Source organism: Serratia marcescens, from assembly GCF_029846115.1.
GTDB lineage: Bacteria > Pseudomonadota > Gammaproteobacteria > Enterobacterales > Enterobacteriaceae > Serratia > Serratia marcescens_L.
The window spans coordinates 1-25,506 of the sequence record NZ_JARVZZ010000003.1; the positions used below are offsets into that span (position 1 = coordinate 1).

The following is a 25,506-nucleotide window of genomic DNA, read 5'->3' on the forward strand; positions in this document are numbered from 1 at the left end:
GTGTCCTACGGAAAGGTGGGGTAACGCGATTTATTGGTAACTCAATACGTTGAACGACCCGGGGCTACATCCACGGTCAGGTAACGGATCGGAAACAATGTTGAATGTAGCGCCCGCCGGTACGGTGAAGTTGATCGTGGTGTTTTTGGCCCATTGCGGATTGTTATTTATACTCGTCGCGACATTTAAACCGTTTACGAATGCGGTCAAAGCGTAAGTGTTATCACAAGAACCATCATTAACGCCCCAGTTCTTGGTGGATTGTCCCCCGAGGGCACTCACCGACATTGTTGAAGTCCCAGGATTAGACCCTGAATAATTTCCTATGTGGTACCCCAGTTGTTGATAGGCACCGTTGCCTTTTCCTGTACTTCGCCATAACCCATTCTGACAATACAGCAGAGCGCCATCGCCAGTGCGACCCACTAATCCGTTAGGGCTACAGCCCCATCCTTCATTAGCTGTACCATCCAGTTGTAGATATTCGCCCACGGATGCGCGCCCATCGGCACGAACACTCCCCCCTTTCAGTTGGCCTCCGGTATAAATGCCTTTATTGTTAATCGACTTAATCCAGTCGTTATCATCCATATAAAGCCCACCGCCGTGGTCTTCGTTGAGCCAGCCTTTGCCATGCTTGGTAATGAGCCAACCGCTATTACTGCGGATATCTCCGTTAGCGGTGATCCACCCGCTGGACCAAACACTATCGTGGGCAATTAATCTTTTCCCGTTAACATCTTCGCTAAAATTACCCGTTTTAGCATTGATATTATTCCCGTTATTCAAGTCGTTGGTGCCCATGTCAATCGCAGTATGCATCTTATTGAGATCGGGACGACCGTTAACCTGGAAGCGATACAAGCGATCACTTTCTTCCGCTCCGCCGGCCAATACCTCTGACGTTAAATAAACCGCCAGATGGCCGCTTTGTCCGCTAAGTCCCATGCTGGCCAGATTGACTTCCCAGCCCCCGCCGGCACCGTTGGCAATATTGGCGGGATAGATATACCCACCAAGACCAGACGTGTTCTGCGCAATATACCGCTGCCCTTTGAACGCAATATCCTGGCCACCTGCAGTCAAAACAAACGCAACCAGTTTGTCGGTTTGTGCAGGATTGCGTGTCACCGCGAGGATATAGTTCTGAGTATTATTGTTGGTCAGAGAGAAACCTGTCGGCAGATACCCTTTATCACGCAGGATTTGTCCGGTTACCGTGACATTACCGCCGCCCTTAACCTGATTCAGTAGGGTGTCGTAGTTATCTTTGACGTATCGGCGTGCGCCCTGGCTCACGGTGCTCAGGTGTGTCGCTGTTATGACCCAGGTTTGTTCCTCCACATAGTTGGAATATCTTTCCAGTCCGATCGGCGCAGCGATCAACACGATCCCCAGCACGATGGCCATTGAGATCAACGATAGCCCCCTATTGATGCGAGGGCGGGTAACGTTATCAGTCATAAAACACCCAATATGGTTGAGTGAGGGAAACACCCGGCAAGTCCCGCCAATAAGGCGAACAACCAAGGAGCATAGGGCTGAGGGCTTTTATTTGTCAGAAGCGCCCCGGCGATAAACAGCAAGAATGCACATCCGCTCAGCAGGCTGGCCAATTGCCAGGGAAGCCAGGCACACAGCGCAGCAATCAAATGCACATCGCCCATGCCAAATCCTTCATCACCCCGAAGGCGTTTGGCACCGTAGTGAAAGGCATACAAGAAGATGAACATGCTGCCACTGCCAATAAGCGCAGTTGTTATGGTGAGGCTGTTCTCAGGTAGACAGGTAAACAGCAGGCCCGTCAGCCAAAATCCATTGGTATACCGTAGTGGCAGCCAGTAGTTCCGCATGTCTAGTAACACCATTGGGATGCCCCATGCGAGTAATCCAATGATTTTGACGGCCCCTAACCACGGGAAGCCAGTTAATGCTGTTGTTGCGATCAGAACAGTGCCGGTGCCGACGAAAGTTAACGTGACGCTACGTATCTGCAATTGAGTGAGCGGTGGCCCATGATGTTCGAGTAGAAATTGCTTGGCCTGATTAACGAGCGGTTGTGTGAGGATAACGAGAAAGATACTGGCGAAGCCGATCAGCAGAGTGATCTTCAAAAGGTACATGGCCATCAGGCCGCACCTCCCTTGAGTTTCATGTACATGGCATAGATCTTACGGGCGTAAATCATGCGACGCGGGCCATTGTTGTCAGCGAACCCGGCATTGTAGGAGCCGAGGCATTGCCAATTTACGCCGCATTGCTTTAGGTGTTTCGCCAGTATCCATGCTCCGATTTGTACATTGAGGCACGTATTGTTCAGCAGGTCTTGTTCACTCGTAATAAGCCCAAGAGCACGCAATTGAGGAATGTGCCGATCATTGATTTGCATCAGCCCGAAATCGCGACTGGTGACGTGCCCCTTCTTATCGCGATTCATGCCGACTGCTCGGGGGTTTAGGCTGCTTTCGACGGTAGCCATCGAACGCAGTAATAGGGGGTCGACTTTATAGCGTGCCCCGGCTTCATTAAAACAGAACGCCTGTGCCGGCAGCGATAATAATAACGCCCCGCCCAACACCAGACAGGACAAGGCACGTTGAAAAGAAAACAACATAAGAATGCACTCCAGATGGAGGCCGGCAACAAGACGTTACCGGCGGGATGGGCATCAGGTGTTGCTTGTGAAAGTGAGGGTGTTTTGACCCACCGAGCCTTTATCTGCAGTGCACTGTGCGCCAACGGCGCTCGCCGCGATTGCACCATTAGTCGACGTGCCGTTAACCATGGTGGTCACAACACTCGGCGCCGCACTCAGCTTTGTCGCCAGAGTAATGCACGCTTCCTGTGGAACCGCCGCGTAGGTCAGTGAGAAGGAGGACTTCTGACCGCCAGCGGTAGCAACGGGTTGCACGGTGACAGCCCCACCCCACAAGTTTTGAAGCTTGGCGGTTCCGGAGGACTTTGTACCCACAACAGTCATGTTTGCCGGCGCACCACCAAACTGGATCAGTGCCCCCGTCATGGCATCAGCTGCTGCGAAGTTATAGATGCCAGAGGTTTTCAGCATACTGCGACTGTTAGTCAGCAACTCTGCGGCATTGTTGTACTCAGTGCTGGCATCGTTTTTGTTAAACAACCCCCCTCCCTGGGTAATGGCAACCGTCAGTATTACCAAAGCAATAACGATATAAATAGCTGCTTCAAGCAGGGTAATTGCACCACGGTTGATCACTGAACGAAGTGGTGTTTGTGTCTGTTCCATACTATTTCCTTTAGGTTTTTAGAAAGATGGGCACATTAATGTGCGCCCACGAGGTCGTTGAGGTTTTGTGTAGCAAGGACGATCAGGATCATGTATCCAGCGTTGGCGCCCAATGCGAGGTTGGAAAGTAAGGACGCCGTCCGCTTGATCCGGACTACAGTTTGCACAAGCCAGGCTCGAGCAAAGTTCTCAATAATGATTTCAGCGTTATCGCCATCGGTCAGCAGGACCAACTTGTCGATAGCACGTGGGGAAGGGAAACCGTAGCCGGCATTGCGTAATGCCAGACCGAGGTGGTTACCTTGTCTGACCTGGTGCTGAGTGGCAGCTAAGCGCTCATACAACCAGGGCGGCGCATAGCGACTCAGCATCTCGATGGCGTCTTCGGTTTTCACCTGTGCCCGCATCAATGCACTGAAATTAAGAAGGAACCCCACACCGAGAACGTCGCGATATACGCTCCAGGGCAATAAACGGTCTAAAACATGCTGCCGTGTTTTCCCTATGAGGTTCGGCATCGACCAGATCACGAAAACAACGAACAGAATGATGAACACACACAGGATAATGGCGTGATTGACAAAGAATTCGGAGATGGCGCTAAGCCACCACAAAGCGCCAACCCAATGATCTCGAGCTGATAATGACTCCAGCCGAGGCAAAAAATAGACAGTCACCATTTTCATCATTGCAAAGGTGGTTGCCAGTAGCATTAATGGGTAAGTCAGCGTGGAAACCAACGCTGATTTCATATCCGACATTCCCTGAACAACAGTAATGGCTCGATATAAAGCAGCAGCCAGGTTACCGTCCTGGACACCGCCGCTGAGAATTGCAGCTTCTTGCTGGGGTATCCAGGATGAGAGCCCTTGGTCGACTGATTTTCCCTGGCGCAGGGCGTTGAGCATTTCCTCCAGGCAATAAACAACCGGGGGGCGTTTTCCTCCGTAGCTTCCTATCATTGCCTGGAGGGCCTTTTCCACCTTGAGGTTATTGTCGAGCAGGAAAGCCAAATCCTCGTAGAGGGTCAGTCGGTCGGCGGTGGAAAAGGTTTTTTGAGCCAGCCAACGGCCTAACCCTTCATTCATTTTTTCCGATGACGGCACTTTGCCCCGCAATGCCGTCAGACGTTCGCGCAAGCGAGAAATCATGATTTTATCTCCGGCGGCAGCAAGGTCAGACTGTCCTCGTCCAGCGGACTGATGTAATCCGCATCAATCGGGTCGACCATCCCTGCATTGAGATAACGCAGCAAATGTTGGCCGCGGGTAATACCCCCCAATTCGTTAACCCAATAACTGCGTGCGGTCAGCTTGCCCTCATGGCGAAAGAGTTCCATAAACCGGGCATCAGGGCGGATAACTTCGGCAATAACACGCCGACCGGTAACGCCCTTGTAACAGTGCTCACATCCCTCCGGATGACGAAAGGCCAGTTTCTCCACCTCGCAAAACCGCTCAAGTAGCCCTTTCTTCTCTTCTTCCAGCTTGTCACAGACCTCACTCCAGCTTTTTTTGCAGTGCGGGCACAGCAATTGCACCAGTCGTTGGGCAATTAGCCCGATCATGACTTGAGGATCGGCCACCTGGCCCATGGGGATACCCAATGTGTCGGTCAGGCGGTCAAGAATGCCGACAGCGTCATTCGCATGCAGCGTCGTTTCCACCAGGTGGCCGGACTTGGCCGCCGTCAGTGCAGATTTAACTGAGTTGGCATCACGAATTTCGCCGACGACCATGGCATCAGGATCTAAGCGCAACGCGGCAGAAATAGACCTAACCCAGGCACGACTAACGGCATCCGGATCGTTTTTATCGGCAATGATGGGGGTCTGAACTGCTCCTAGAATCAACCCCTCTGGCGGATCTTCCAGCGTCATCAAGCGTTTACGGTGACCTGTAAAAGACAGGTACATCTCGCTGAATGTACGCAGGGAGGTACTTTTCCCGGAGCCGGTCGGGCCTGACAGGATAATCACGCCTTCGGGGCGTGCCAGCATGCGGCGAATGAGTGTTTGTTGTTCCGGTAAAAAACCCAATTCGTCCAGTGTGGGAGGGGCTTTGCCTTCATCAGGTAAAATGCGCATTACGACATACAAACCAAACTCTGCTGGCGTATGGGCATAACGTGCGCCGAATAACTTAAGCCCCTGCAGAAACTCTTTGCGCACCCGCCCATCTTGCGCACGATTGGGGTTAAAACTCTTTTCGGCCACGTCACACATAGACATCACGATAGTTGATGCTAGCGTTACCCCTTCGGCATGATCCAATTGGGTCACCGTTTCGAGATCACCGTGCACGCGAAATTGCACCACGGTCACATTGTTCATCCCGATCAGCAGATGAATATCGCTGGCCCCTTTCTTCTTGGCCTCCCGAAAAAAACCGATGATTTTGGCCTGTTGAGCGGAGTAATCGTTAGCATCGGGATTGTCTGTTACCTGACTTTGCTGCAATTCTCTTAATTTATCGAGCTGTACACGCTCGATGTGTAACCTGGGGTATTTCTTGTGCGCGTTAGCAATTTCAGACTGAACGGCCAAGTGACTGATGTGAGCATCCGAGATGTACAGGGTGGGGGCTTCAGACTTTGTCAGGTCCAAATAGATGTATGTTGAACCGCGTTTTTCGAACATGTTCGCTACCCCGCAAAGGAAAGTGACACCATTGTTTGGTTTTTCCCGGTGACGACCACTTCATTGAGGTTGATACGTTTAACAACGTATTCCGTACCTGGAATGCGGTTCCCTGCTTGCACAGTGACCTGGTTGCCATTACTGAGGGCTAACACAGCGGTAAAGCCCTTACCGTTCCCGGTGATCTCAACGATTTGTGGCGGGGGGGCATCTTGAGTTGCACCCTTGACTTCGTTCTTGTTGTCCTGAGCAGGGGGCGCCGGATTGAAAGGTTGATCCAGTCCTCGGTCATAACCGTTCTTTTGCAACTCATTCAAGGCTTTGGCCCTGGCAAGTTGAGCCTCATACAGCACCGTCTCAGCCTGTATGGCTTCGAGTTGCCCCAGGTTTAATGCCCGTCCAGCCTCGTTGCGGGTGAAAGTGGTTGGCAGTGGAATATCTGCTGATGTTGGCGGCTTCACCGATTGTTCAGCCGAAGGTGTAGCAAGTGGGGACGCCGGTATGTCAGCGACAGGCGCGGCGAATGCACCGGGTGCGGTCAACACCAGGCACAACGCCCAGGGTGTTACCCAGGATTTAACGGTTGGCATACAGAAGTCCCTCAATGGTGTATTCCAGACGGTTGTTTTTGAGCGTGGTCGTGATGCTGGAAGCCCTTATTCCACGGCTATTGAAGCGCGTAGGGGCAAACAACCGATCAGGCGGTATGTCGGTAATGAACGTAAAGCTATAGGTACGCCAGGGCAGGTTTTGTATGTCGCCCTGTGTTAACTGGGTGGCAGCATCTGTTTCACTGAGGCGCAGACGGGCATTGATGCGCTGGGCATAGCTGGTCAGATGTTGAATCTGTTGGTTGCCCGGGAGTAAAACTTCAGGGGATTCCGGCAGTGATAGCGGAACGGTTAAGGAAAAGGATGCATCATCAGCGCTGCCGGGAATGTTAAATACCGGTTCAATATCTGAGCCGTAGAGCACCGGCAGCCGCAAGGCAAAGTCACCCACGGTTCCCCCATTCGGCAATGTATAATGCAGTATGATTTTGCCGTGTGCATCGCATGTGGCCGTGTTGAACACCCATCCCGCAATGGAAATCTGCGCGTCTTTCCACACGCTACTGCAGGCACTGAGCATCGAGGGGAATTTCGGTTGCATTGCCCAGGGTTTCAGATTGTCTGCAGGTGCCTGTTGCTCCAATTGTTGTCTGGCCATCAATGCGGCCTGAGCGGCGGCAATACGCGCATTTTCCTGTTGCGTTTGCCATACCGAGTAACTGGCGTATCCCACGCCCAGGGTCACCACTGCAACGCCCCATAACCACAGTACCTGCGGGTTATGGGTTTTGCTCAGGCGGGCGCGTCGTAAACCGATTTTGTTGTCGATCAGTGCTGAGAGCGCCTTATCTTCGGTTTCCTTATCCGGGAAAAAACCACGTGGGGCGTACACCGTCCAACCTGCTGTTGGTGCCGAGGTTATCTGTAGAAAATTTGAAACTGCGGTTCGTATGGCTGCATCGTCGCCTACGATGTCGCCGAACGGGGAGAGCATGCCGTCGCTGATAGCGACAAACCAATATTGGCCATCAGCGAGGGGGAAAACACCGTAACAGGCTTCTGGTAGCACCGGCATAACAGCTAACGCCATCGATGCCAACGAATGTTGCCCCTTTGTCCGGGGGGATTTATCAGAGATAGTGACAGTGCCCAGTAACGTGCCTTGAGCTTGTCCGTCGCCGATAGACAACGCCGCCCAGTGACTGGCATTTGCCTCTTTAGCGCGCATTCGCATGCTACGGCGCCCACGTAACGGAAGATATTGCCAGTGCAATCCTGCCACAAGCCAAACCTTCCCATTCTGCAACGTGTAGGTAGTCTGTTGTTTCATGGCTTATCCCAAAATGACAGGAGTGATAAGAATGACAAGCATGGTTTTGTTGTTTTCACCGTTGGCACCGCCACCAAGCCCGAAGAAGCGGAAGCTGCCGACACCTTGCCGGTTGGCGGTGTTATTGAGTGACTGGTAACCACTCAGCACCAGCGTTTGCCCGGACTGCATAATGACGCGCTGGGTAAACGTCTTGAGGCGAGTTTTCATCAGTTCGACAGACGTTTTTTCGCTGGTAAACGTGCGCATGGTCGGGTCATCCGACATATTGATGGCAAACTGCAGCTGCATTTTTGGCGACTTGGGTATCAGGAAAGGCAACACCGTCATGTTGAAGCCGGTTGTGATCGTTGATTTGGTGATACTGCTTGATGAGCCTACGTTTGCCGTATTCTCAGTGGTGACGTTGGAGGCATAATCCTGCTGCAGAGCAACCTGAATGGGTACTGCGGACAGGTTAGTGGTCATGCTGGATGCTTCGGTCATCACGCTGACGTTAGCTTGTTCGGACAGTGCTTTGATAAAGGCTTTTGTGCCGGCTCCTTTACCATCGAGGATAGAAACTCCACCATTCAGGGCATCGGAAGCGGCGCCACTGAACGCATTGGTCAAGGACAATCCGATGCTGCCGCTGTTGAATACGGCGTTCCAATCAATGCCGTACTGATCCTGAGTACGCTTCTCTACGCTGTAGACCTGTACGTTGAGCACAACTTGTCGATTGAGCTCATTGTTACGGTCATCCAGATAACGGCCGATCTGTTCGAGGACACGCGGCGTATCGGTAACGGTTAGCACGCCAGCGGACAAATTCATACGGCCGGTACCCGGTGTCAGCATTGATTTAATGGTATTTGAGACGTCCTCGTACAGACTGGACTTGATTTCCATTTCTGTCGCTTGGGAGGTATTGGAGTCGCCACTGAGACCACCGCCGCTGCTGTCGCCCGTAGCCCCCATTGATGAGGTTGTACCGCTCACGGTTTTGGAGCCAAAGCTTGCCTTGCTGTCCATAAACATGACCGGGAACGTCCGGGTGTCGAGGTAGAAAATGGCGATCCGGCCCTGCTCATAACGCCATGACAATCCCAGGCGCGTGGTGACATTGTCGAGCAACCCGCCTAATTCCCCTTGCCAGAGCACGCCCCTCAGTGCAGTACCATTGGTCATCGCCGGTGCAGGGCGAACGGGTGAGCCGCCCAACGCGGCCAATGGCACCATCCCATTAGGGTCTGGTGCGGGAACGGGGCCACTGAGTTGTTCCGTCTTCCCGCCTCCTGTTGGGGCGAGCATGGCTTGTGCATCCGGGGTGACGACGACAGGCAGGCGGCATCGTTTACTGATGAAGGCGCTGACCTCTGCCAACGTAATGCTACCGGGGCGGTTGATGGCGACGGCACAGGGCGGTAGCAATCCATTACCCCCGGCCTGCGCATTTAATGGATAGGGATTTATCCACTGTGATGTCAGGTCACGAACCACAGCGCCATTTTTTATCGCATGTATATGGTTGTCGGCTTTTTTTTCGTTCTGTGAGACCGTGTTGTCGATCTTGTCGATACGTTCAAGCGGCGCACAGCCGGAAAGCAGCAAACACAATGTCGCCGCCAGCCCGGTTAAGGGGAGGTGTTTTTTCATTTTTAACCTTGGGGTGAGGAGAGATTAGTTGAGGTACACCAGGCTGCCGTCAGCAATGCTGTCCGGTACATTGATCTGCATGTCATTGCCAAAACTGTCGATCAGACGTCTTCCGACGACCTTTCCAACTAAGGCAGAATGCCGGCTCTGAGCTAACAACGCAGACATCAGCCCCGGTTGGTCTGGTTGGTAGACATATACACGGTCAGCTTGCAGCACGTTGTGTAATTCAGGTAGGGATGACCAGCCGAAGGCGCTGTCGGGGATCACACCGTCTTTTTGCGAAGGGTTGTTATAGCGCCAGTCATTGATGTTATTGATGTAACGGACGGTTTGAATAGCACGCTGGCTCAGCGTGCTATCTTGCAGCTGTGAGCCTGTCTGGTCATGGGGCGTGATGTTGCTCCAGACCAGGAAACCTATAAATATCGATAACAGCCAGTAAATCATCAGTGGATCTCCTTATCATCCACCGATATGACGCATTGTTCGTTACGTATACCCGCATACAGTGGCACTTTTGCCGTACCGTATAGCGTGAATAGCCCATTCAGTGCATCTCTGAAACTCCCCTCAAACTGCAGCGGAGCATCGATGCGATAGTTGGCTTGTGTCAACCACGCCACTGTCCAATTAGCCACTCCCGGAGTCGCGCACGTTTCACTTGCAGCCCAATTAAACAGCGTGTCTTTCAGCGTGCTACCGGCTTCTATCCGCCATACCTTTGGCTTAATAACTGTTTTAGGCAAGGTCACAAACGCAGTGGTTTTAACTACTGCAGAAGGGGACGGTGTCGGTATTTTTTTACTGAATGGGTTTTGGCCAGGAACAACCCCATTTTGCTTATTGATAATAGCTGGCGCTGTAGATGTGGCACCTGGCGTTTTGATTTGTGGCAATACTGCAATCGCGCCAGGTGTAAACGCGGCAGATTTGGCCGCAACAGATACCCGTTTCGCTTGCCAATCGAGCAATGCCACTTTGTTCTGTCGCTGCAAAACTTCGTCCAAAACGAATGGCCATTGATCATTACCAGCCCACTGTAATGATTCGCGAGCATCCGGATTAAGCTCTTGTGAGTAGGTAACCTGCCATCCTGTCGGGGCTATCTGGCGTAAAGCCTGGCGAAGTGTCTGGGATTTACCTGCACCCGCCAGCGCAGGCGTCCCAACACGTTCACCGAGATAACGAATAGCATGCAATGTAGGAACAGCCTGACCCGCCAGTGCAGGTGTCTCAGTTGCATTTCTTGCCGGCAGGACTTTTGATGAAGCAGGTAAAGGTAATGGCGTGCCCGGTGAAAGATGTACACGGCTGGCTTTAGCGAGTTCTGCCTGTGCTTGATGGATAAGGGGGAGCTGTTCTTGGATCAGCGTCGTGACAAACTGCTGTGCCGGTACTGTCGGCGGTGTGTGGGTATTAAGGGCACACCCAGTCAACACCACCGGAGCGAGAGCGACGGGGAGGAATGATTTCATAGGCGGTTTTTCCTCGGGCCGGGGCGTCGACCTCGCTTTGGTTCATTGGCACGATCAAGAACTCGCTGTGCCAGGGCGTTATTATCCAGTGTTGAGGTCAGGTCCAAAATGGCCTCAAGCACATCACGACAGGCCACTGGACGACTGAGGATCCCCGTCAAATTTACCGCTTGCTCATTAAGCATCTGATTATGTTTGGCATTCAATGAGTAGTTTTTTCGTTGTGTCATAAATATCACCTCGGTTACGTAGAGACGTAAGCACGTAATCAATAAAAAAGACCGCCCGGGGTACCGGGCAGCCAAGGGGGTGTTAATTAGGGATGTCTTTGCTGCTGGCGTGACGTTTGGCGCAGTGAGCGGCAACGACTCAGCAGGGATAAATATTGAGGGAGGAAATTTTTTCCGCTGTCAATTTCAGCTCGGCAAGTACTTCGGGCATCGTCTTCAAGGGCGAATGTTTGCAAAACAAAATCTTCGGGTTGCCAGTCAACGGCAATGGTTTTACTCAGGGCTTGCTTCGACATCTATCCTCCGGTTGTACAGAGAAATGCTGAAATCAAATAAAGCGGGGGGAGCGTTTAGCGCAGTGCTTCTATGAAGGCAAAGAATAGGGCGCTGCGGGTGTCGCCATCATTTGTATCAACCAACGCCTGTATTTGTTGGCGCTGTTGCTGATTAAGAGGTGATGCCCCTTTATCCCAGCGTCGTTTGCCTGGGTTCTTACGGGAAAAGGCTTGTACGCAAACAGGTAACTGCATTACGTCATCCACAACAGCATCTCGAATTGGGGTGATTTCACCGGCAAAACGTACCAGATGACTTATTCCAGGGCAGAGTTCGATTTTCGATGAATGGTGGATTTCGGTATCAAAGAAGATGAAGAGGTACCCAGGAAACATTTGCTCCATCACCGGCCGGAGCTGGCCTGGACGATCGGAACGGGGACGGTATGTACGCATGACAGGGCTGAACGCCATGATATTCATGCGTTCTAACGTCATTTGGGCTTTAAAGACATTGTCTTTACCCGCTTTATGGCAGGCGAGATACCAGCGTTCCATGACATTCCCCGTTGATGAGCGGTAGAAAAATGATAAAGCGCAGCAAGACAGGCAGGCTCCGCCAAAATCAATCCCATGTTGGATGATTGGCAGAGGCTGTTGTAAGAGGAAACGGACATCGCGGTTTCTCCTGACTGCGCTTTAGCCTGGACTGCACCCGACACCCGGGGCAGGGAGGTGCCCGATTAGGTGTAATCAGGCGCAGTCCAGGCTAAAGCTAAATTACAAGGTTCAACGGCTTGCTAGTTGGCGGACTAGCGATCCTTTGAAGCCTGTGTTTAAGTATGCCGCGAAGTGTATTTGCAAAGTTAAATTGTGTAAACGGTTTTTTTGACGATCTGAAATGCTGTGAACTATACTATAAACAGAGCTAAAATCCTGTGTAACTCAATTTTTTGAATCAATGATCTAGAAAAGATCCTTTTTGCAGATCATTAGATCGACATAACTATCAAAACAGAATAATTAACTATATTAATCAATTGTCCGTTTGCTCATTTATTGAACGGTTTTTCTTAAAAAAGCAATTCTAATGTGATTATTTAGGTGGATTCTTATTGAATTTAGTTTGCTGGATAGAGGATGGCTCTATTGCGGTATGAAAATCACTCAGGCTATCTTTCTATTAAGGGGGGCTTGCGGGAATATCGAGCTAGTTGTGCTGGTCAATCATCAGAAATGTAGGTGAACTGCACAAAAAAAGATCACCAGAGATCCTTTTGTTGCAAGGCCGCGAAAATCGGGTAGTATTTGCAGTGATTTGTGCTGTTTTTAAAAGGTACTAAGTACCTGAGCAGTCGACTTAATTCGAACAGTGTGTAACGAAAATTACAGGCTGTAGTGGATAGGGCATATCCTAAATGTCCAGGGAACAAGGCTTGGAAGGTACAGGCCTTGAATGCAAAAACCCCCCGAAATCTGTCATCAACTTGGCGGAAGAGTCAGATATCAGGGGGTCAAAAGCAGGCGCTGGCCTGCAGAGATTATAACGCATGCTATTTAGAAAACAATACCTGTCCGCCATAAGTTCAGGACAGGGTGACTGAGCAAGCCATCAACTATCAGGTTCGTCCTGAACCTGTCTATTGTCCAACTCGTCGGGGTGAATCAAACCGTTTACGGAAAGGACAACCCAAAATCCACTGTCACCATGTAGCGGTGTTCTCCGGTACCGTACCTCGTGGCGCCGCTGCTAAAGTCGTTGCTCGTATTCGTCAGCATGACTGGAACCGGAATTCTGCGTTGGTTGCATTGCGTCAGCGTGGATATATCCCATATCGACGTCGAAACGATCCAAGTTTTACCCCGAAACCTATGCGAGTGAGCACACGTGAAGAAAGCCGGCGTGCATTGACCGCACTTTCCTTAGCATTAGCAGCCAACTGCGACTATAACCCGGATGCTGATTACCCGTTTGAGATTATTGCTCCGTTCGAGGAAATCGCGCGTGCCATCGGCGTGCTGCATATTTATGAGAGTGGCCGTAAATCTTGTGATGTGGCGACCCATGCCAGGGATGTGATGGAGGAGTTGGATTACCTGGTTGTGCATCGAGCTTGGGATGCTGATGCTGGCCAATATAAAGCGATGCGTATTTTTCTAACAGAACGCTTTTTTACCAGCCGTGGGATCGCTGTTGAGGAAATTCGCTTATGGCTTCATGGCTACCGCCAGTGGGCGATGGTCAACGGCCTAACAGAATCCCTGCGCAAGAAGCACGAACGTCATCAACTACGCATGGCCCGCCTTGGTATTGATATTGATTCACACCATTCGTTGAAAAATCGCTTGCGACAGATTAAGAGGTGGGTCGTGAGTCCCGATTTGCTGCAAGAGAAGAAGGCGATCGTTGAAGATCTAGGGAAAGAGCTAGATGAAATTGCCTCTAAAATGCGAACGCGTAATGGAAAAATAGTGAACAGGTATCAAATGACTTGGGTTCGCTGGTCTACTAGTGCAGAGGCTCATCCAATCAAGATTATGCAGCTCAAGCGCGGCCTAACTGATGAACACCCGTCTTTAGAGCGGGATGATCCTGAACAGTATTACCGGTTGTTGCTGGAACGCGCCGGCGTACTCCACTAAGCATTATTTTCACCGTTCAATACAATGCCCCGTGCCCCTACGCGGGTTTTGTGCTGCATGTAAGAGATAAAAACCCTCTTGTATGTGTCTAAGATTCCATTCAAAAGCCGCCTGGAACGAGAAATTAGTCGTAGTTCATGGCCTCCGACCGTCAACTCAAACAGTTGATGAAATAACATTCAGTTAACTTCGAACATGCTCACCAAAAAGTAGGTAATTTCGAAGGTTATTTCTGAACAAAACAAGCCCCAAAAAAGGGGAGTATATTTCGTGCCGGCTAAAGCCAGGCTCTCGAAAATAGCTCCCTCCGCTTTGCTTCGGGCAACTACACTCATCGCATAGAGCACAAGACCTTCATAACCAGAAAAATCCTAGTTCAATCGCTTCCTCAAGTTACAATGTCCACCCACCAAAGTCGGCTACGCCTCCAAGGTAGCTCACCAACAGCAAAGTACAGCTTCGCAACGGCACGTTGCGATCTACACTGCAGTAAACTTTTAATCACTGAAAAAAGACCGGCTTAGCAGGATGGGGGGCCATTTGGGGTAGTAGTGGACAATAATTACGGATGAATCCACGGTAGCAATAGTTGTCCTATAGGTATTGAACAAATCCATTGATCGATTACTGATCAATCCACATTAAAGCGTGCATAAAGTAGGGTTTTACGGCGAATAGAACTGGTGTTTCGGGATGCTATTCACGGAAATCTTGAGTAACATTATAGGTTTAGTCACGGTATACAGACTGATAGGCATTTATGGCGACGTTGTTTATTGATTTACTTATCAAACCGCGTAAAAGATTCAGACTCAAAACAACCTCTCAGGATGATTTGACTCAGCAATTAGTGCGATACGTGCAACATCACTACATCCGACAAACTGGTTGGGAGCTCTATAAATATGGTCGTAGCTGGGGAAATTTGTGCCATGTTGTACCGAGTCCATTTATCGCCTGGCTGGAAACGCACAAAGATAACCCTCGAGCTGTCGAAATCGTTGAGAGCTGTAAGGTATACCTTAGTTCAGAAGAAGGGGTTGTTGACCCTTCTATAGCCGTGTACATCCCTCTCAGTTGGTTATGTATTACGATCCCTCCAATGAACGAAGCATTGCGCGAACATTGGCAAACCCGGATTGGCACTGTTTTGTCTGATCCGCTGCCCGTGAGTGTCCCAACACTTAAGCCTTCCGATTATTATCTGTTGTGTGAAGGACGGGCAATTCCCAATGTCTGGCAGCACCATTTTGAGCTGTGCATGAGAAATAGCATGCCGTTTATTGTGTTGTGGCACTTTCCACCCAAGCAAGCCCGTTTTGTTACTCGATACGACATATTGTTTTCCTGGGAGCCCTTGGTTAAAAGCCATCTGCACGTTTTCGAAAACCCCGAGTATCCTGACATAGCAAAGATTATCACCAAGCGTATTACTCAGTTATTGAAAGAAAGGCGTCACCTGGAAGGGTTCAAACGAGTCACATTGCAAAATGTGTTGGGTGAAGGGCAAATCAACATTCTTAAACTCAGTTTTGAGGCTGCTGAACAATTGACGTTAGACCTGGTGAAAATGCTCCAGCTGATGATCGACGAAATAGAACTAAAGCTTAAGAAAAAGACGATTCGGATGCCTTGAAAAGCATGGGTATGGGAAATAGCTAAAGTTACTATCATTTTTGCATGCCGTTCGGCAGAAGATGAGATTTAGCCCAACGACTATGGGATACAGCACAAGTTCGTTAGGCTCAATGTATGGGAAAAAGCTAAAGTTCAAACGTTAGGTAAGGGTGGCTCTGGGTTTTTAGTAATAATGGTAAAAATCAGTTTGCCGTCGTCTGTCTCTGACATCGAGGCAGTCAAGGGGGTTTCTTTACTGATCTTATCCAGGGCCGGCTTGATGAACGTCCGTTTCATCTCAGCAAAATTATCTCGTTGCGATTGTGGGAGTTGGTAACGCTCAGCTAACCAATTTGGTGTTGTGATCCATATGCCGGATTTTCTAAACTGACATAGGCTTTCGTAAAGGCGGATAGCTCTAACACTGTTAATGCGGCCACAATCATAAAGATTGTAAGTAGTGAATTGACTACTAAGATCAAGAAGGTACGGCATCACTTTATTATTGAATTCAATGTTCCATGAACCTCGGCCTCGTTTTAAACCAGCTTCTGCCAGCCAAGGGCGTTTCCGTTCTTCATACTCTCCATCAGATGGAAAGAAGGTAACAGAGCTGTTTGACAAGGCATCAATGCCCTTCCTGACATCTGTACTGGCCGTAGCTTGGCTCACCTTGAACAATCGCTGGTAATCAGCAACCCGCACTGTAAACGTACCTGGATGGTCTTCTTGCCGATAGGTTTCCATAAGGCATAACCACAGTACTCGTTTTGCCTGCAGTGAGAGATAGTAAGCGGCCTCGGTCAGTTCGTTAGATTGTGCTATAGCTGGGCGACTAGTTTTAACAATCCCTTTATTTTCATTCATATAACTATCTATGGGTTGTTTGTAATGTACCCATAGTTGCATCAGCTAGATGATGTGGTCAAGGCAAACTTATGTTGTTTCCCATAGGGATTCACAGAAAAAACTAACTTTAGCTATTTCCCATACGTACTTTAGCTGTTACCCATAACAACTTTAGCTGTTACCCATACTAACTATAGGTTTCACCCATAGTTAGTTTTGGTATATCCCATATTGACAGGGCTGAGGGCCGCACCACGAAAGAGCTCACGCGTTGTCTAAAAAGCTTTTAAAATGTTTTAAAAAACATAAAAAAAGTACTTAAAAAACAATCCTGTAGATATGTGGATAACTCTATTATGGGAAACACCTAAAGTTTAATGATGTAAACTGCGGTAGCCCCCACCGGATAACCGGCGGGTCCCATGAAAAATTTGAACTTCATAAATAGTTGCTAGAAAGGCCAATGTAGCTCTTTTGCCGGTAAGGCCATCATCGCAACGGCACGTTGCGATCCACACCTCTGGGGTGTGTCCAGCGGTGTTAAAAGACCAGGTCTAGCAAGAGGGGGGGAACTGAGAGGATCGTTGTTGATCCTCTCAACATAGGTATTGTGGCTACACCTTTCTTATCTACAGAAGACTATTTGAAAGGGTTTCCATTTGATCGTAAATATATTTCTCCTAATTTATACGCTGCAAAATCGTTCAAATGACCTACATCACGGAAAATAGAAACTCCATCAATTTCAGTTTTACATTTATTCCCGGTACATTGGGCATCTTTGATATCGATAACTATCAAAGACGGGTAGTCTTTTTGTAATTCAATAAATTTATTATCAAACCAACCCATGTTGGACTGTGACCATTCTTGGCTATTGCATTCTCCATGCGTATATTCCTGCCTTAGAACAACCTTTTCTTTCAGACATGTTTCGTATCCTTCTGGCCGAGTGTAGATCTCTTTCATTATTACCGGCACAGAACCGGATTTAACTATGATATCCAATGATTTTCTCAGAGCTTCGTCTAATCTTTTTATGGAAAGTTCTAACGAGCGATTATCTCCAGGTTGGTTAATTATTTTATCGCTTACATACATTGGCCATAATTCACCAATAATGACATAGTCAAATTTGTTTTTTTCTATTTTTTTATAATATGTCTTTGTATTGTCATAGCATGCTTGATATACAGTGTTATAAAAATGCCACCAATCAAATTGATAAATCCCAGGTAATGTTAAGCAAGACGATGTACTTAGTGACGTTATTGCAAGGTTTGCATTTTTAGCTAAAACATCCAAGAACATCCAATAATGGTTTGAATTAGAATCACCTATGAATAATGCTTTCTTTTTTGATGATTTTTCACCAAAAGTACAAAGTACATCTTTGTTTTCATTATCAACTTGATCTGTTATGCAGTCTGATCGATGACCGGAGAGAGATTTATATTCATCTATAAGAGCTGACGATCTTGAAAACTCACTTCCGAATCGCCAAGGAAAATTGTCGGTTTTTTTTGCTATCGAGTAAATTATTACAGACATTAATAGAGGAATGACGATTAAGATTGTTACAGTAAAAGAAAGACTTTTTTGTACTTTACGTAACGGCATTTCGATGTATTTGTAGGATATACAAGCAAATATGCATGATCCTAGCAAAGTTAATAATAACATCATCGTATTATTGAACAAATTAAGGTAATGTAGCAAGGCGATCCCTGGCCAATGCCATAGATATAAAGAGTATGACCTTTTACCTATACCTACTAAGATGTTTGACGATAGTATAAAAGATGAAATGGAATTTGTTTTTTCACCGGAAAAAATAATCATCCCAGTAGCTAATGCTATTGCCACTGTGTAAATGTTAGGATACCCATTTATAATTCCTGGATAAAAACCTATGGATATGATGCTTAGTAGACCTATCAGGCCAAACAGGTTGGTAAATTTATTGCTTTTTTCGTTGAATTTGTAAAATGCTAAGCAACTGCCAATTTGTAATTCAAAACAACGTGAAATGAAATCATAATATCTGTCAATGTTAGAATGATAAGATAAGTATAATGATGCGATTAATAACGCAATAGTGATTATGTGATTTGCTATTATAACTTTCTTTTCGGGAAAGTATTTTAATGCTATATGTAATGCTATTGGGAATGTTATATACCACTGCCATTCAATTGACAGTGACCAAGTGTGCAATAGTAACAAGTAATTGGAATCTTGTGATGCATAACTTGTGGTAACATCAGCAAAGTATTTGTTTGATGAGAAATACAATGCGTTCTTAACACTGTGCAGATATGTGTTGTAATCTTCTGGTAAATAGAAAATACTGCCAATGATTAACGTGAATATTATTACGCATAGGAAAGAAGGTTGAAGTCTCCAAATTCTACGTATAAAGAATTTTTTCAAGCTAAATTCTTTGTTTTTTATCCCGCCTAATATTATTTTTGTTATTAAGTAACCTGAAATAACAAAAAAAACATCAACGCCGATGAATCCAGAGTTGATAAAGATGCATCCTGCATGAAATAAAATCACTAAAGTAACGGCAATAGCTCTTAAGCCGTCAATGTCGCTGCGGTACTTCATTATAACCTCTGGTTTATTATGACTTCAAAATCATTATACAATTAAAAGTATGAGAGTTATATAGGATTAATACAAAATTTCAATGTTATCATGATGATGATTCGTTGTTATCTTTTGATTGAAATGGATTTTATAGTATTAGATGAAATGATAAGTGATGAAAAGTACGTGATATTTAATTTCGAATATTTGACTTAATTTAATTAATTTGAACGGGTGAACTTAAGATAGCTTGGCTATAGGGATGTCGCGAAGCCTTGTTGTGTAGCTTGGAGAAAGCAGTTCCCTGCGCATTGCCCAGGATTTATTGATCCCCTGGCCGGCAAACCAAACTTTGCCTAACCCGGAGTGGTTTATGCCATCGACAGCTTTCATCAATTGTTCGCTGCCAGCACGAGGCGGATGTTCGTCGAACAAATCGATTTGGCCAGGCTTATCACAGAAATCGTTCAGCATAATGCCCGCTTTCTGATAGCGAAAACCGTCACGCCAGATGGCATCGAGGGCTTTCACAGCCGCGGCCACGATGTCGCGGGTATCTTGCGTGGCCAACATGAGCTGGACGCTGTGGCTGTTGGCGTAATACGGTTCATGAGGCGCAAAGGGGCTGGTTCGCACAAAAACTGAAATGTGTCGGCAATATTGCTTCTCTCGGCGAAGTTTTTCGGCAGCCCGCTCTGCATACTGGCACACCGCCTGGTGCATGTCCTGCAGCTGCGTTACGCGCTGGCCAAACGACCGGCTGACGATGATCTGCTGTTTTGCCGGCAGCGCATCGATCGAGATACACGACACACCGTTCAGTTCACGCACGGTGCGCTCGAGCACAACCCCAAACGTCCTGCGTATCAACGCCTGGTTGCTGTCGGCAAGCTGAAGTGCCGTCGCAATCCCCATCGTGGCCAGTTTTTTGGTCAGCTGCCGCCCACACCCCCAAATTTCGCTCACCGGCAGTAACGCCATCAGCCGTCGTTGCCTTTCCCGATTTGTCAGATCAACGACGCCACCGGTAGCCGGCCAGGTTTTTGCGGCGTGATTAGCCAGTTTAGCCAAGGTCTTTGTCTGAGCAATACCGATCCCGCAGGTGAGTCCTGTCTGCTGCAAAATAGTATCGCGAACACGATGGCCAAAATGTTCGAACGACTCGACCGCATCGATGCCAGATACCTGTAAAAAGGCCTCGTCGACACTATATGCTGTTGTGGGCGCGAGAGATTCTAAAATGGTCATGAATCGCATCGACATGTCGCCGTACAAAGCGTAGTTGCTCGAGAATATTTCTATATTATTGTTTTTGATGATTTCTTTTGCCTGGAAATAAGGCATCCCACGTTTCAACCCTAGCTTTTTTCCCTCGCGGTTGATTGCCACCAGGGCGCCGTCGTTGTTCGAAAGAACGGCCACTGGACGCCCTTTGAGATCCGGACGGAAAACCTGTTCGCAGGCGCAGTACATCGAATTGACGTCAGCCAAGAGAAACATGGTCACCTCACGAACGAGTGCAGGGCATGGATCACTACCCCGAAAATTTCCAGTTCTTCGGGGTAAATAGGGCTGTAGGAGGGATTCATCGGCGCCAGACAAACCCTGGGCGTAAGCAGTAGCCGCTTGACGGTAAACTCACCGTCGACCGCGGCGATCACGATGCTGCCATGCACGGGTTTTTCAGCCCGATCGACGATCAGCAAATCCCCTGACAGTATGCCGCCATCGCTCATTGACTCGCCCGTTGCGCGGATGAAATACGTGGCGGCCGGGTGTCGAATAAAATCATTTAAATCAATTGATTGTTCTATGTAGTCGTCGGCAGGGCTGGGGAAGCCTGCCGGGCATGGTGTTCCGTAGAGTGGGAGTTTTACCGGCTGGCCTGGTGAAAAAAAGCACAATTCTCTAGTGTTCATAATAAGCATAATTTATCTGTATATATATACAGTAAATCATAAACGAAACGCGCGTACACGCAAGCCTGAAACCCGGGGTCGTGGCGTGATCCGGCGTAATATAATAATTTTCTGAGTGATTTTTCCTGCAGCTTTTGTCGTTCTTCACGTGAGCTTGCACACATGATATCCACCAAAACTGTGGATAACGTGCGGGTCAGACTTTTGGTGTATCGATACCCACAATGAGTGATGCACTGTCATTGCGAACGGCACCGACGTCTGAAGATACTGGCTGCCAGGCAAAACTCTCCGCCTGCAGGCTGTAAGTGTCGGCCAACATATCACCCGGCGGCGGAGTCAACCGGTTATCGAGCCAGTCGCGGGCGGCGGCTGCCGGCAGCGCAAGTGGGCGCCGATCATGAATATTTGCCAGACCGTCATGACTGGCGGCCGTGATAATGACGAAGCTGCCAGCCTCTTCCGGATCTGTGGCGCACAACGCGGCGAAGAACAGCGGGCTGCGATCGGCGGGATAGATGAAATACGGCTGTTTCAGTCGCGGATTGTCCGAGGATTTTTTCCATTCGTACCAACCTGATGCCGGTACCAGCGCACGGCCATGTTTCCAGAGCGGTGCGAACATCCGGCTGCTTGCAGCGGTTTCGACGCGGGCGTTGATGAGGGGCGATTTTCCGTGGGCGAGCCACCATGCTGGCGCATACCCCCAGTCAACCGGCGCCAGCTGCAGCTGATCATCATGATGATGGAACAGCGGTACCGGCGTGCCGGGGGCAACGTTATACCGAGTGCGCCAGTCGCCGGTGGTGATCACCGGCGTTTCGGAACGCAGGGCGATGAGAAATTCGTCTTGGCTATGGAACTGGGCAAAACGGCCACACATAAGCAGGTGATCCTTTTGGCATTGGATAGTAGAGTATAGAATATTGGCTGTTTCGGCCGATATTCATTATTGTGAGGTTATATTGAGCCTTTGTTACGCCCCCAATGAAATACGCTCAATTTTTGTTAAATTATTATCTTTTTTAAGCTTTGAATGAATTTCAATGCTTTGATATATAAGTGTTATTTTTTTATTTGTCATTGGCGGACAAAGGAATAGGAATGGCCACTGTTTCCATTAGTTACTCAACATATGACTCCAACGATCAAACCAATGAACGTATATTGGGTACGGAACGCATCGATAACATAGAAGAGATTCTCGTACCCTTAAATGATAAGAACACCCCGATATTTATTACGAAAGCATTTTCGGGGGAAGCATGTAAACGTTGGCGAGTTAGGTTCTTTCTGGGGATTGCACCCGACCATTGGGGAATTTGGTTAACGGAGAAAGATGTCAGCAAAGACATCTATCTGTCGGAAATTTTGGCCAAAAGACGTATAGGAAATGCGGCTGGGTTCGTTAAAAAAGGAGCTATCGTTATCGTTGAGTTTGGACACATTTATCAAACTTTAAATTTTCAAACTGGTTTAACTAAGAGTGCAATGTACCCATGCAATCACCAAGATGGGGAAATGCATAAGAGAAGGCCGGCGGTTGTCGTTAAAGTCGACAGTCGAGGCGTTACAGTGGTTCCGATAACATCGAAGGAACCGGTAGCCCATGAGTATAATCGTGCGATTTTTGAACTTGAAGTAGACTCCATCAGGGATATAAAGGAGTTAGATACGGGTAAGCGTAGTTTTGCCGTGTGTGAAATGATCCAGACAGTTTCCCCTACCCGTATCCTTCCTCCTGAGTCTCGAGACCATAGGGGCAAGGATCGAGCCTATCGGCGGGATGAGTCGTTTGGTCGAAGGTTATCTCGTAACGATATGAAGGCGATTGACCAGGGGTTGCTTGTTGCGGTAGGGATGCACCCTTTGCAAGATAAACTTGATAGGTCAATTCAAAACGGTCAGACGCAGACAGCCGAGTTGGAGGTGTTACGGCCTGAGGTTGAAACGTTACGGAAAGAACTCACTGAGTTAAGGGAGAAATACACGATTTTATCTGATTTGTACCAAGCGACATCCGGATATCCAACAAGAGACGATATTGAACAAGAAGTTTTAGAGTACATGGGGCTTGACTCGCTGTCAGATAAATGATGTACTTACTGCATCGGTAGGGATAAAGAGACGGCACTCTCCCTGCGACGCTGAAAGACGCAAGCCGACGAACACAAAATTTTGTAGTACAAAAAAACCACCTAATCGGTGGTTTTTTTGTATCTGTACTAGCAGATATCCTTCTTCCATCCTCTGACGTTAATAAAGGCAGTTTAGTATTGTTTATAACTTATTGAAAATGTTAAAAAAGTACAGGTAACGAACATTATGTTAAATAAATCAATGGCTTAGGTTTTACGTTGATTTTTGGTTGAGAACAACCCAGCATTTTGCCCCCGCGTCATCATCACCCCCTTCAGCTATGAAAACGCCCCCATCTTCATCGACAGCAATGGCACCCGGTCGCTCAGCTTTGGCATCTCTTAACGTATTTTTCCAGCCATACGGCTCGCCATCCCAAATTAACACCACACCGCCTGTCCGATTCAGCGATGGGTTTTCTTGGCGCCAGTGGCGCGCGATTTTCACCAGATCCATGTTGGTACCTCTCGCTTCATGTTAATACAACCAGCGTCCAGCCTTGGCCGATTCAACCAGCATCCTGATGGTGAGCGGTCTGAGTGGCTGTTCGGGTACCTTTGAACCAAAAAATTCAGGTGCAAAGTAGTGAGTAAACTCCATGTTGCCAGGGTCAACATCCCATGTTTTCAAATAGGTGTTTATCGCGTCGCCACCATCATCCCAGCCAATCTTTAGGTCTTCCCGCAAGCGGGTATCCAGGTTGACGGGCACTTTCGGGCCCCAAAAGGCATATTTCCGGGGACTGAAGTTTTCGTAATAAAATTCAATGATTTCTTGTTCGATTTGCGCGGGTGTCTTCATCATCAAAAGTAGGTCCACAGAATTCTGTCTGCCGGGCGAGCAATGAGGTTGAAACGATCTTTCACATCGCGACCGATCGCGTAAATTGTCCAGGCCGACAGTGCATAACCCACCCAGGGGACATTACGGCCGACAAATTTGCCCCAGTTATTTACGTAGCTGATATGCAAACGTTGTGGCGTTTCGCCGACGAGTGTGGGAAGTCGAATGCCTTTAGGCAAAGGCTTATCCAGGTACTTCCGCGACAATCTCGAGGCGATTGATGTGCCGGGTGTGGCCGTTCCTGGTTTTTGTCGCGTGGGAAGCCAGGGTTGTCCCGATGCGATTAGGACAGCATCGGCAACGCTGATCCCCAGGTGCTCCCGGAGCGCATCAACGGTGATCAGCCACCACAGCTGCTGGGGCGTTAACTGGGAGTACCCTTTATAGAAATACGTGCCGTTTAATTCTTCTACCGTGTCCATAGGTCATCCATTACCGTTGGGGAAATGATATTCCTGCACATTTTCGCATCAATCTCCAGCATAGCGCCGATGATTGACGGTTCCAAGCCTGCGCGGGTTGACTCGTTATTATTCCTTTTCCCGTGCACTCCCCTCGTTCACCTGGATCTGCACCGGGAGCCCGGCGTCATACGCCGCCTGATACCATCCGGCGACCTGCAGGGCGTCTCCCTCCAGCCGCGCGATCGTGCCGTCCGCGCACCACAGCTGCAGGCAGGTGGTACCGTCGATCCGCACCACAAACGCCACGCGGCAGGCGGTATAGGCGATGCCGGCGATCACCAGTTCCTGGTCGGCCAGGGTGTCTGCCGGGCGCACCGGCAGCACGCGCACGTCGTTCCGGCGCTGCTGTTCGTGCGCAGCAGCCTGTTCCTCGGCCAGCAGGGGCGTGGCCACCGCCCTGCCCGCGTCCGTCAGTTCCACCGCCAGCTGCAGTGTCTGCCGGTTACGCAGGGTGCGCAGCCAACCCACAGCTTCCAGCCGGCGGCAGGAGCCGCGCAGGTTGTTGCCGTACACCGGGGCCTCCCCGCCCTGCGCCAGCAGCCGCTCAATATCTTTCGTCGCCACCGGCCCCGGCCGCTTTGCATCGAGGGCGGCCAGCACAATCAGCACCCGCCGCTGCAGCGGCGACGGACGGCGGGCGGTTACCGCTGTCATGCTCTGCCCCGACGTTGACGGATGAGCGATTTCAGCTGCGCGAGGTCAGCCTTCACGCGGTCAAATCCGGCGTCTTTCGGCAACCCCTGGAGTGCAAGGATGTGCCACATCTGCACAATGCCGTCGGCTTTCATCCACTGATGAGCATTCCACTCACTGCTGCCGTCGAGTTCACATTTTTTAATTTCGTCTTCGGTGATCTTCAGCAGTTGTTCGTAGCTGAGAGAAAAGTTCAGTGCCTGACCCATCCTGCACGCTCCGTCTGATAATGTCCGGTTAAGTGATAAATCATACTGAGAATGGTTTACGTATAGTCTGGTAAACATCATATCAGGTATGATGTTATTTATAATGATAAATATCATATTGAATATGAATTTA

27 protein-coding genes are annotated in these 25,506 nt (G+C 48.8%); 3 read left to right on the forward strand and 24 right to left on the reverse strand.

Going from position 1 to position 25,506, the window contains the following annotated elements; all coding sequences use genetic code 11:
- Positions 1 to 30: 30 nt before the first annotated feature.
- The 14 genes from pilV to QDT79_RS24735 all read right to left on the reverse strand — a co-directional run bounded on the left by pilV (position 31) and on the right by QDT79_RS24735 (position 11,960).
- The gene (gene pilV / locus QDT79_RS24670) at positions 31 to 1,410 is read right to left on the reverse strand and encodes a shufflon system plasmid conjugative transfer pilus tip adhesin PilV (protein ID WP_308317217.1); all 1,380 of its coding nucleotides are present in this window, start codon (positions 1,408 to 1,410) and stop codon (positions 31 to 33) included.
- A gap of 50 nt (positions 1,411 to 1,460) precedes the next feature.
- Positions 1,461 to 2,129: a prepilin peptidase gene (locus QDT79_RS24675; protein WP_308317218.1), complete on the reverse strand. Its 669-nt coding sequence runs from the start codon at positions 2,127 to 2,129 to the stop codon at positions 1,461 to 1,463.
- Positions 2,129 to 2,614: a lytic transglycosylase domain-containing protein gene (locus tag QDT79_RS24680; RefSeq protein ID WP_017891023.1), complete on the reverse strand. Its 486-nt coding sequence runs from the start codon at positions 2,612 to 2,614 to the stop codon at positions 2,129 to 2,131. Before QDT79_RS24680 ends, QDT79_RS24675 begins: the two co-directional genes overlap by 1 nt.
- A gap of 54 nt (positions 2,615 to 2,668) precedes the next feature.
- On the reverse strand, positions 2,669 to 3,262 hold the full coding sequence (locus tag QDT79_RS24685) for a type 4 pilus major pilin (RefSeq protein ID WP_017891024.1): 594 nt from the start codon (positions 3,260 to 3,262) through the stop codon (positions 2,669 to 2,671).
- Between the two features lie 35 nt (positions 3,263 to 3,297).
- Positions 3,298 to 4,413: a type II secretion system F family protein gene (locus QDT79_RS24690; RefSeq protein ID WP_308317219.1), complete on the reverse strand. Its 1,116-nt coding sequence runs from the start codon at positions 4,411 to 4,413 to the stop codon at positions 3,298 to 3,300.
- Positions 4,410 to 5,900 (reverse strand): GspE/PulE family protein, encoded by a 1,491-nt coding sequence (locus tag QDT79_RS24695; RefSeq protein WP_308317220.1) that lies wholly within the window; start codon positions 5,898 to 5,900, stop codon positions 4,410 to 4,412. Before QDT79_RS24695 ends, QDT79_RS24690 begins: the two co-directional genes overlap by 4 nt.
- Positions 5,901 to 5,905: 5 nt before the next feature.
- The gene (gene pilP, locus QDT79_RS24700; protein WP_308317221.1) at positions 5,906 to 6,490 is read right to left on the reverse strand and encodes a type IV pilus biogenesis protein PilP; all 585 of its coding nucleotides are present in this window, start codon (positions 6,488 to 6,490) and stop codon (positions 5,906 to 5,908) included.
- Positions 6,477 to 7,781, reverse strand: coding sequence for a type 4b pilus protein PilO2 (gene pilO2, locus QDT79_RS24705; RefSeq protein ID WP_308317222.1), 1,305 nt, complete (start codon positions 7,779 to 7,781; stop codon positions 6,477 to 6,479). The genes pilP and pilO2 overlap by 14 nt, the downstream gene beginning before the upstream one ends.
- Before the next feature lie 3 nt (positions 7,782 to 7,784).
- The gene (gene pilN, locus QDT79_RS24710) at positions 7,785 to 9,419 is read right to left on the reverse strand and encodes a PilN family type IVB pilus formation outer membrane protein (RefSeq protein WP_308317223.1); all 1,635 of its coding nucleotides are present in this window, start codon (positions 9,417 to 9,419) and stop codon (positions 7,785 to 7,787) included.
- A gap of 24 nt (positions 9,420 to 9,443) precedes the next feature.
- Positions 9,444 to 9,869 carry a type IV pilus biogenesis protein PilM gene (gene pilM, locus QDT79_RS24715; protein WP_128865605.1) on the reverse strand — a complete coding sequence of 142 codons (426 nt, stop codon included), beginning with the start codon at positions 9,867 to 9,869 and terminating at the stop codon, positions 9,444 to 9,446.
- A complete protein-coding gene (locus QDT79_RS24720) occupies positions 9,869 to 10,897 on the reverse strand; it encodes a toxin co-regulated pilus biosynthesis Q family protein (protein ID WP_308317224.1) in 1,029 nt (342 codons plus the stop codon). Before QDT79_RS24720 ends, pilM begins: the two co-directional genes overlap by 1 nt.
- Positions 10,894 to 11,127 carry a hypothetical protein gene (locus QDT79_RS24725; protein WP_128865607.1) on the reverse strand — a complete coding sequence of 78 codons (234 nt, stop codon included), beginning with the start codon at positions 11,125 to 11,127 and terminating at the stop codon, positions 10,894 to 10,896. Before QDT79_RS24725 ends, QDT79_RS24720 begins: the two co-directional genes overlap by 4 nt.
- Before the next feature lie 86 nt (positions 11,128 to 11,213).
- On the reverse strand, positions 11,214 to 11,423 hold the full coding sequence (locus QDT79_RS24730; RefSeq protein WP_128865608.1) for a hypothetical protein: 210 nt from the start codon (positions 11,421 to 11,423) through the stop codon (positions 11,214 to 11,216).
- A gap of 54 nt (positions 11,424 to 11,477) precedes the next feature.
- Positions 11,478 to 11,960 (reverse strand): transcription termination/antitermination NusG family protein, encoded by a 483-nt coding sequence (locus tag QDT79_RS24735; RefSeq protein WP_128865609.1) that lies wholly within the window; start codon positions 11,958 to 11,960, stop codon positions 11,478 to 11,480.
- Between the two features lie 1,038 nt (positions 11,961 to 12,998).
- Between QDT79_RS24735 and QDT79_RS24740 the strand changes: the two genes are divergently transcribed.
- Both QDT79_RS24740 and QDT79_RS24745 read left to right on the forward strand, forming a co-directional pair.
- A complete protein-coding gene (locus QDT79_RS24740) occupies positions 12,999 to 14,045 on the forward strand; it encodes a Replication protein (protein ID WP_308317225.1) in 1,047 nt (348 codons plus the stop codon).
- A 760-nt stretch (positions 14,046 to 14,805) separates the two neighbouring features.
- A complete protein-coding gene (locus tag QDT79_RS24745) occupies positions 14,806 to 15,681 on the forward strand; it encodes a hypothetical protein (RefSeq protein ID WP_129935294.1) in 876 nt (291 codons plus the stop codon).
- A gap of 134 nt (positions 15,682 to 15,815) precedes the next feature.
- Here the strand turns inward: QDT79_RS24745 and QDT79_RS24750 are convergent, their stop codons facing one another.
- From QDT79_RS24750 to QDT79_RS24770, 5 genes are all read right to left on the reverse strand, one after another.
- On the reverse strand, positions 15,816 to 16,529 hold the full coding sequence (locus tag QDT79_RS24750) for a replication initiation protein (RefSeq protein WP_240505000.1): 714 nt from the start codon (positions 16,527 to 16,529) through the stop codon (positions 15,816 to 15,818).
- Between the two features lie 621 nt (positions 16,530 to 17,150).
- Positions 17,151 to 19,124, reverse strand: a complete 1,974-nt coding sequence (locus tag QDT79_RS24755; RefSeq protein WP_308317226.1) for an acyltransferase family protein — start codon at positions 19,122 to 19,124, stop codon at positions 17,151 to 17,153.
- Between the two features lie 222 nt (positions 19,125 to 19,346).
- Complete coding sequence (umuC, locus tag QDT79_RS24760) at positions 19,347 to 20,606, reverse strand: translesion error-prone DNA polymerase V subunit UmuC (protein WP_308317227.1); 1,260 nt, start codon at positions 20,604 to 20,606, stop codon at positions 19,347 to 19,349.
- A gap of 2 nt (positions 20,607 to 20,608) precedes the next feature.
- The gene (gene umuD / locus QDT79_RS24765; protein WP_308317266.1) at positions 20,609 to 21,025 is read right to left on the reverse strand and encodes a translesion error-prone DNA polymerase V autoproteolytic subunit; all 417 of its coding nucleotides are present in this window, start codon (positions 21,023 to 21,025) and stop codon (positions 20,609 to 20,611) included.
- 196 nt (positions 21,026 to 21,221) lie between these two features.
- Positions 21,222 to 21,908, reverse strand: a complete 687-nt coding sequence (locus QDT79_RS24770; protein ID WP_308317228.1) for an SOS response-associated peptidase family protein — start codon at positions 21,906 to 21,908, stop codon at positions 21,222 to 21,224.
- Positions 21,909 to 22,129: 221 nt separating this feature from the next.
- On the opposite strand from QDT79_RS24770, the gene QDT79_RS24775 reads away from it, so the two are divergent.
- A complete protein-coding gene (locus tag QDT79_RS24775) occupies positions 22,130 to 23,122 on the forward strand; it encodes a type II toxin-antitoxin system PemK/MazF family toxin (RefSeq protein ID WP_308317229.1) in 993 nt (330 codons plus the stop codon).
- A gap of 255 nt (positions 23,123 to 23,377) precedes the next feature.
- Here QDT79_RS24775 and QDT79_RS24780 read toward each other — a convergent pair whose 3' ends face one another.
- The 5 genes from QDT79_RS24780 to QDT79_RS24800 form a co-directional block, all read right to left on the reverse strand.
- Positions 23,378 to 23,620: an antirestriction protein ArdR gene (locus QDT79_RS24780; RefSeq protein WP_308317230.1), complete on the reverse strand. Its 243-nt coding sequence runs from the start codon at positions 23,618 to 23,620 to the stop codon at positions 23,378 to 23,380.
- A 21-nt stretch (positions 23,621 to 23,641) separates the two neighbouring features.
- On the reverse strand, positions 23,642 to 23,968 hold the full coding sequence (locus QDT79_RS24785; protein ID WP_308317231.1) for a DUF1493 family protein: 327 nt from the start codon (positions 23,966 to 23,968) through the stop codon (positions 23,642 to 23,644).
- The gene (locus QDT79_RS24790; RefSeq protein WP_241391443.1) at positions 23,968 to 24,429 is read right to left on the reverse strand and encodes an STM2901 family protein; all 462 of its coding nucleotides are present in this window, start codon (positions 24,427 to 24,429) and stop codon (positions 23,968 to 23,970) included. Before QDT79_RS24790 ends, QDT79_RS24785 begins: the two co-directional genes overlap by 1 nt.
- A 108-nt stretch (positions 24,430 to 24,537) precedes the next feature.
- Complete coding sequence (locus QDT79_RS24795; RefSeq protein ID WP_308317232.1) at positions 24,538 to 25,125, reverse strand: hypothetical protein; 588 nt, start codon at positions 25,123 to 25,125, stop codon at positions 24,538 to 24,540.
- Positions 25,122 to 25,373, reverse strand: coding sequence for a hypothetical protein (locus QDT79_RS24800; RefSeq protein ID WP_308317233.1), 252 nt, complete (start codon positions 25,371 to 25,373; stop codon positions 25,122 to 25,124). Before QDT79_RS24800 ends, QDT79_RS24795 begins: the two co-directional genes overlap by 4 nt.
- Between the last annotated feature and the right edge of the window lie 133 nt (positions 25,374 to 25,506).

Excerpts from the sequence above, each read along its gene's own strand:
- pilV (WP_308317217.1), bottom strand. The coding sequence starts at position 1,410 with ATGGCCATCGTGCTGGGGATCGTGTTGATCGCTGCGCCGATCGGACTG.
- QDT79_RS24675 (WP_308317218.1), bottom strand. The coding sequence starts at position 2,129 with ATGGCCATGTACCTTTTGAAGATCACTCTGCTGATCGGCTTCGCCAGT.
- QDT79_RS24680 (WP_017891023.1), bottom strand. The coding sequence starts at position 2,614 with ATGTTGTTTTCTTTTCAACGTGCCTTGTCCTGTCTGGTGTTGGGCGGG.
- QDT79_RS24685 (WP_017891024.1), bottom strand. The coding sequence starts at position 3,262 with ATGGAACAGACACAAACACCACTTCGTTCAGTGATCAACCGTGGTGCA.
- QDT79_RS24690 (WP_308317219.1), bottom strand. The coding sequence starts at position 4,413 with ATGATTTCTCGCTTGCGCGAACGTCTGACGGCATTGCGGGGCAAAGTG.
- QDT79_RS24695 (WP_308317220.1), bottom strand. The coding sequence starts at position 5,900 with ATGTTCGAAAAACGCGGTTCAACATACATCTATTTGGACCTGACAAAG.
- pilP (WP_308317221.1), bottom strand. The coding sequence starts at position 6,490 with ATGCCAACCGTTAAATCCTGGGTAACACCCTGGGCGTTGTGCCTGGTG.
- pilO2 (WP_308317222.1), bottom strand. The coding sequence starts at position 7,781 with ATGAAACAACAGACTACCTACACGTTGCAGAATGGGAAGGTTTGGCTT.
- pilN (WP_308317223.1), bottom strand. The coding sequence starts at position 9,419 with ATGAAAAAACACCTCCCCTTAACCGGGCTGGCGGCGACATTGTGTTTG.
- pilM (WP_128865605.1), bottom strand. The coding sequence starts at position 9,869 with ATGATTTACTGGCTGTTATCGATATTTATAGGTTTCCTGGTCTGGAGC.
- QDT79_RS24720 (WP_308317224.1), bottom strand. The coding sequence starts at position 10,897 with ATGAAATCATTCCTCCCCGTCGCTCTCGCTCCGGTGGTGTTGACTGGG.
- QDT79_RS24725 (WP_128865607.1), bottom strand. The coding sequence starts at position 11,127 with ATGACACAACGAAAAAACTACTCATTGAATGCCAAACATAATCAGATG.
- QDT79_RS24730 (WP_128865608.1), bottom strand. The coding sequence starts at position 11,423 with ATGTCGAAGCAAGCCCTGAGTAAAACCATTGCCGTTGACTGGCAACCC.
- QDT79_RS24735 (WP_128865609.1), bottom strand. The coding sequence starts at position 11,960 with ATGGAACGCTGGTATCTCGCCTGCCATAAAGCGGGTAAAGACAATGTC.
- QDT79_RS24745 (WP_129935294.1), top strand. The coding sequence starts at position 14,806 with ATGGCGACGTTGTTTATTGATTTACTTATCAAACCGCGTAAAAGATTC.
- QDT79_RS24750 (WP_240505000.1), bottom strand. The coding sequence starts at position 16,529 with ATGAATGAAAATAAAGGGATTGTTAAAACTAGTCGCCCAGCTATAGCA.
- QDT79_RS24755 (WP_308317226.1), bottom strand. The coding sequence starts at position 19,124 with ATGAAGTACCGCAGCGACATTGACGGCTTAAGAGCTATTGCCGTTACT.
- umuC (WP_308317227.1), bottom strand. The coding sequence starts at position 20,606 with ATGTTTCTCTTGGCTGACGTCAATTCGATGTACTGCGCCTGCGAACAG.
- umuD (WP_308317266.1), bottom strand. The coding sequence starts at position 21,025 with ATGAACACTAGAGAATTGTGCTTTTTTTCACCAGGCCAGCCGGTAAAA.
- QDT79_RS24770 (WP_308317228.1), bottom strand. The coding sequence starts at position 21,908 with ATGTGTGGCCGTTTTGCCCAGTTCCATAGCCAAGACGAATTTCTCATC.
- QDT79_RS24775 (WP_308317229.1), top strand. The coding sequence starts at position 22,130 with ATGGCCACTGTTTCCATTAGTTACTCAACATATGACTCCAACGATCAA.
- QDT79_RS24780 (WP_308317230.1), bottom strand. The coding sequence starts at position 23,620 with ATGGATCTGGTGAAAATCGCGCGCCACTGGCGCCAAGAAAACCCATCG.
- QDT79_RS24785 (WP_308317231.1), bottom strand. The coding sequence starts at position 23,968 with ATGATGAAGACACCCGCGCAAATCGAACAAGAAATCATTGAATTTTAT.
- QDT79_RS24790 (WP_241391443.1), bottom strand. The coding sequence starts at position 24,429 with ATGGACACGGTAGAAGAATTAAACGGCACGTATTTCTATAAAGGGTAC.
- QDT79_RS24795 (WP_308317232.1), bottom strand. The coding sequence starts at position 25,125 with ATGACAGCGGTAACCGCCCGCCGTCCGTCGCCGCTGCAGCGGCGGGTG.
- QDT79_RS24800 (WP_308317233.1), bottom strand. The coding sequence starts at position 25,373 with ATGGGTCAGGCACTGAACTTTTCTCTCAGCTACGAACAACTGCTGAAG.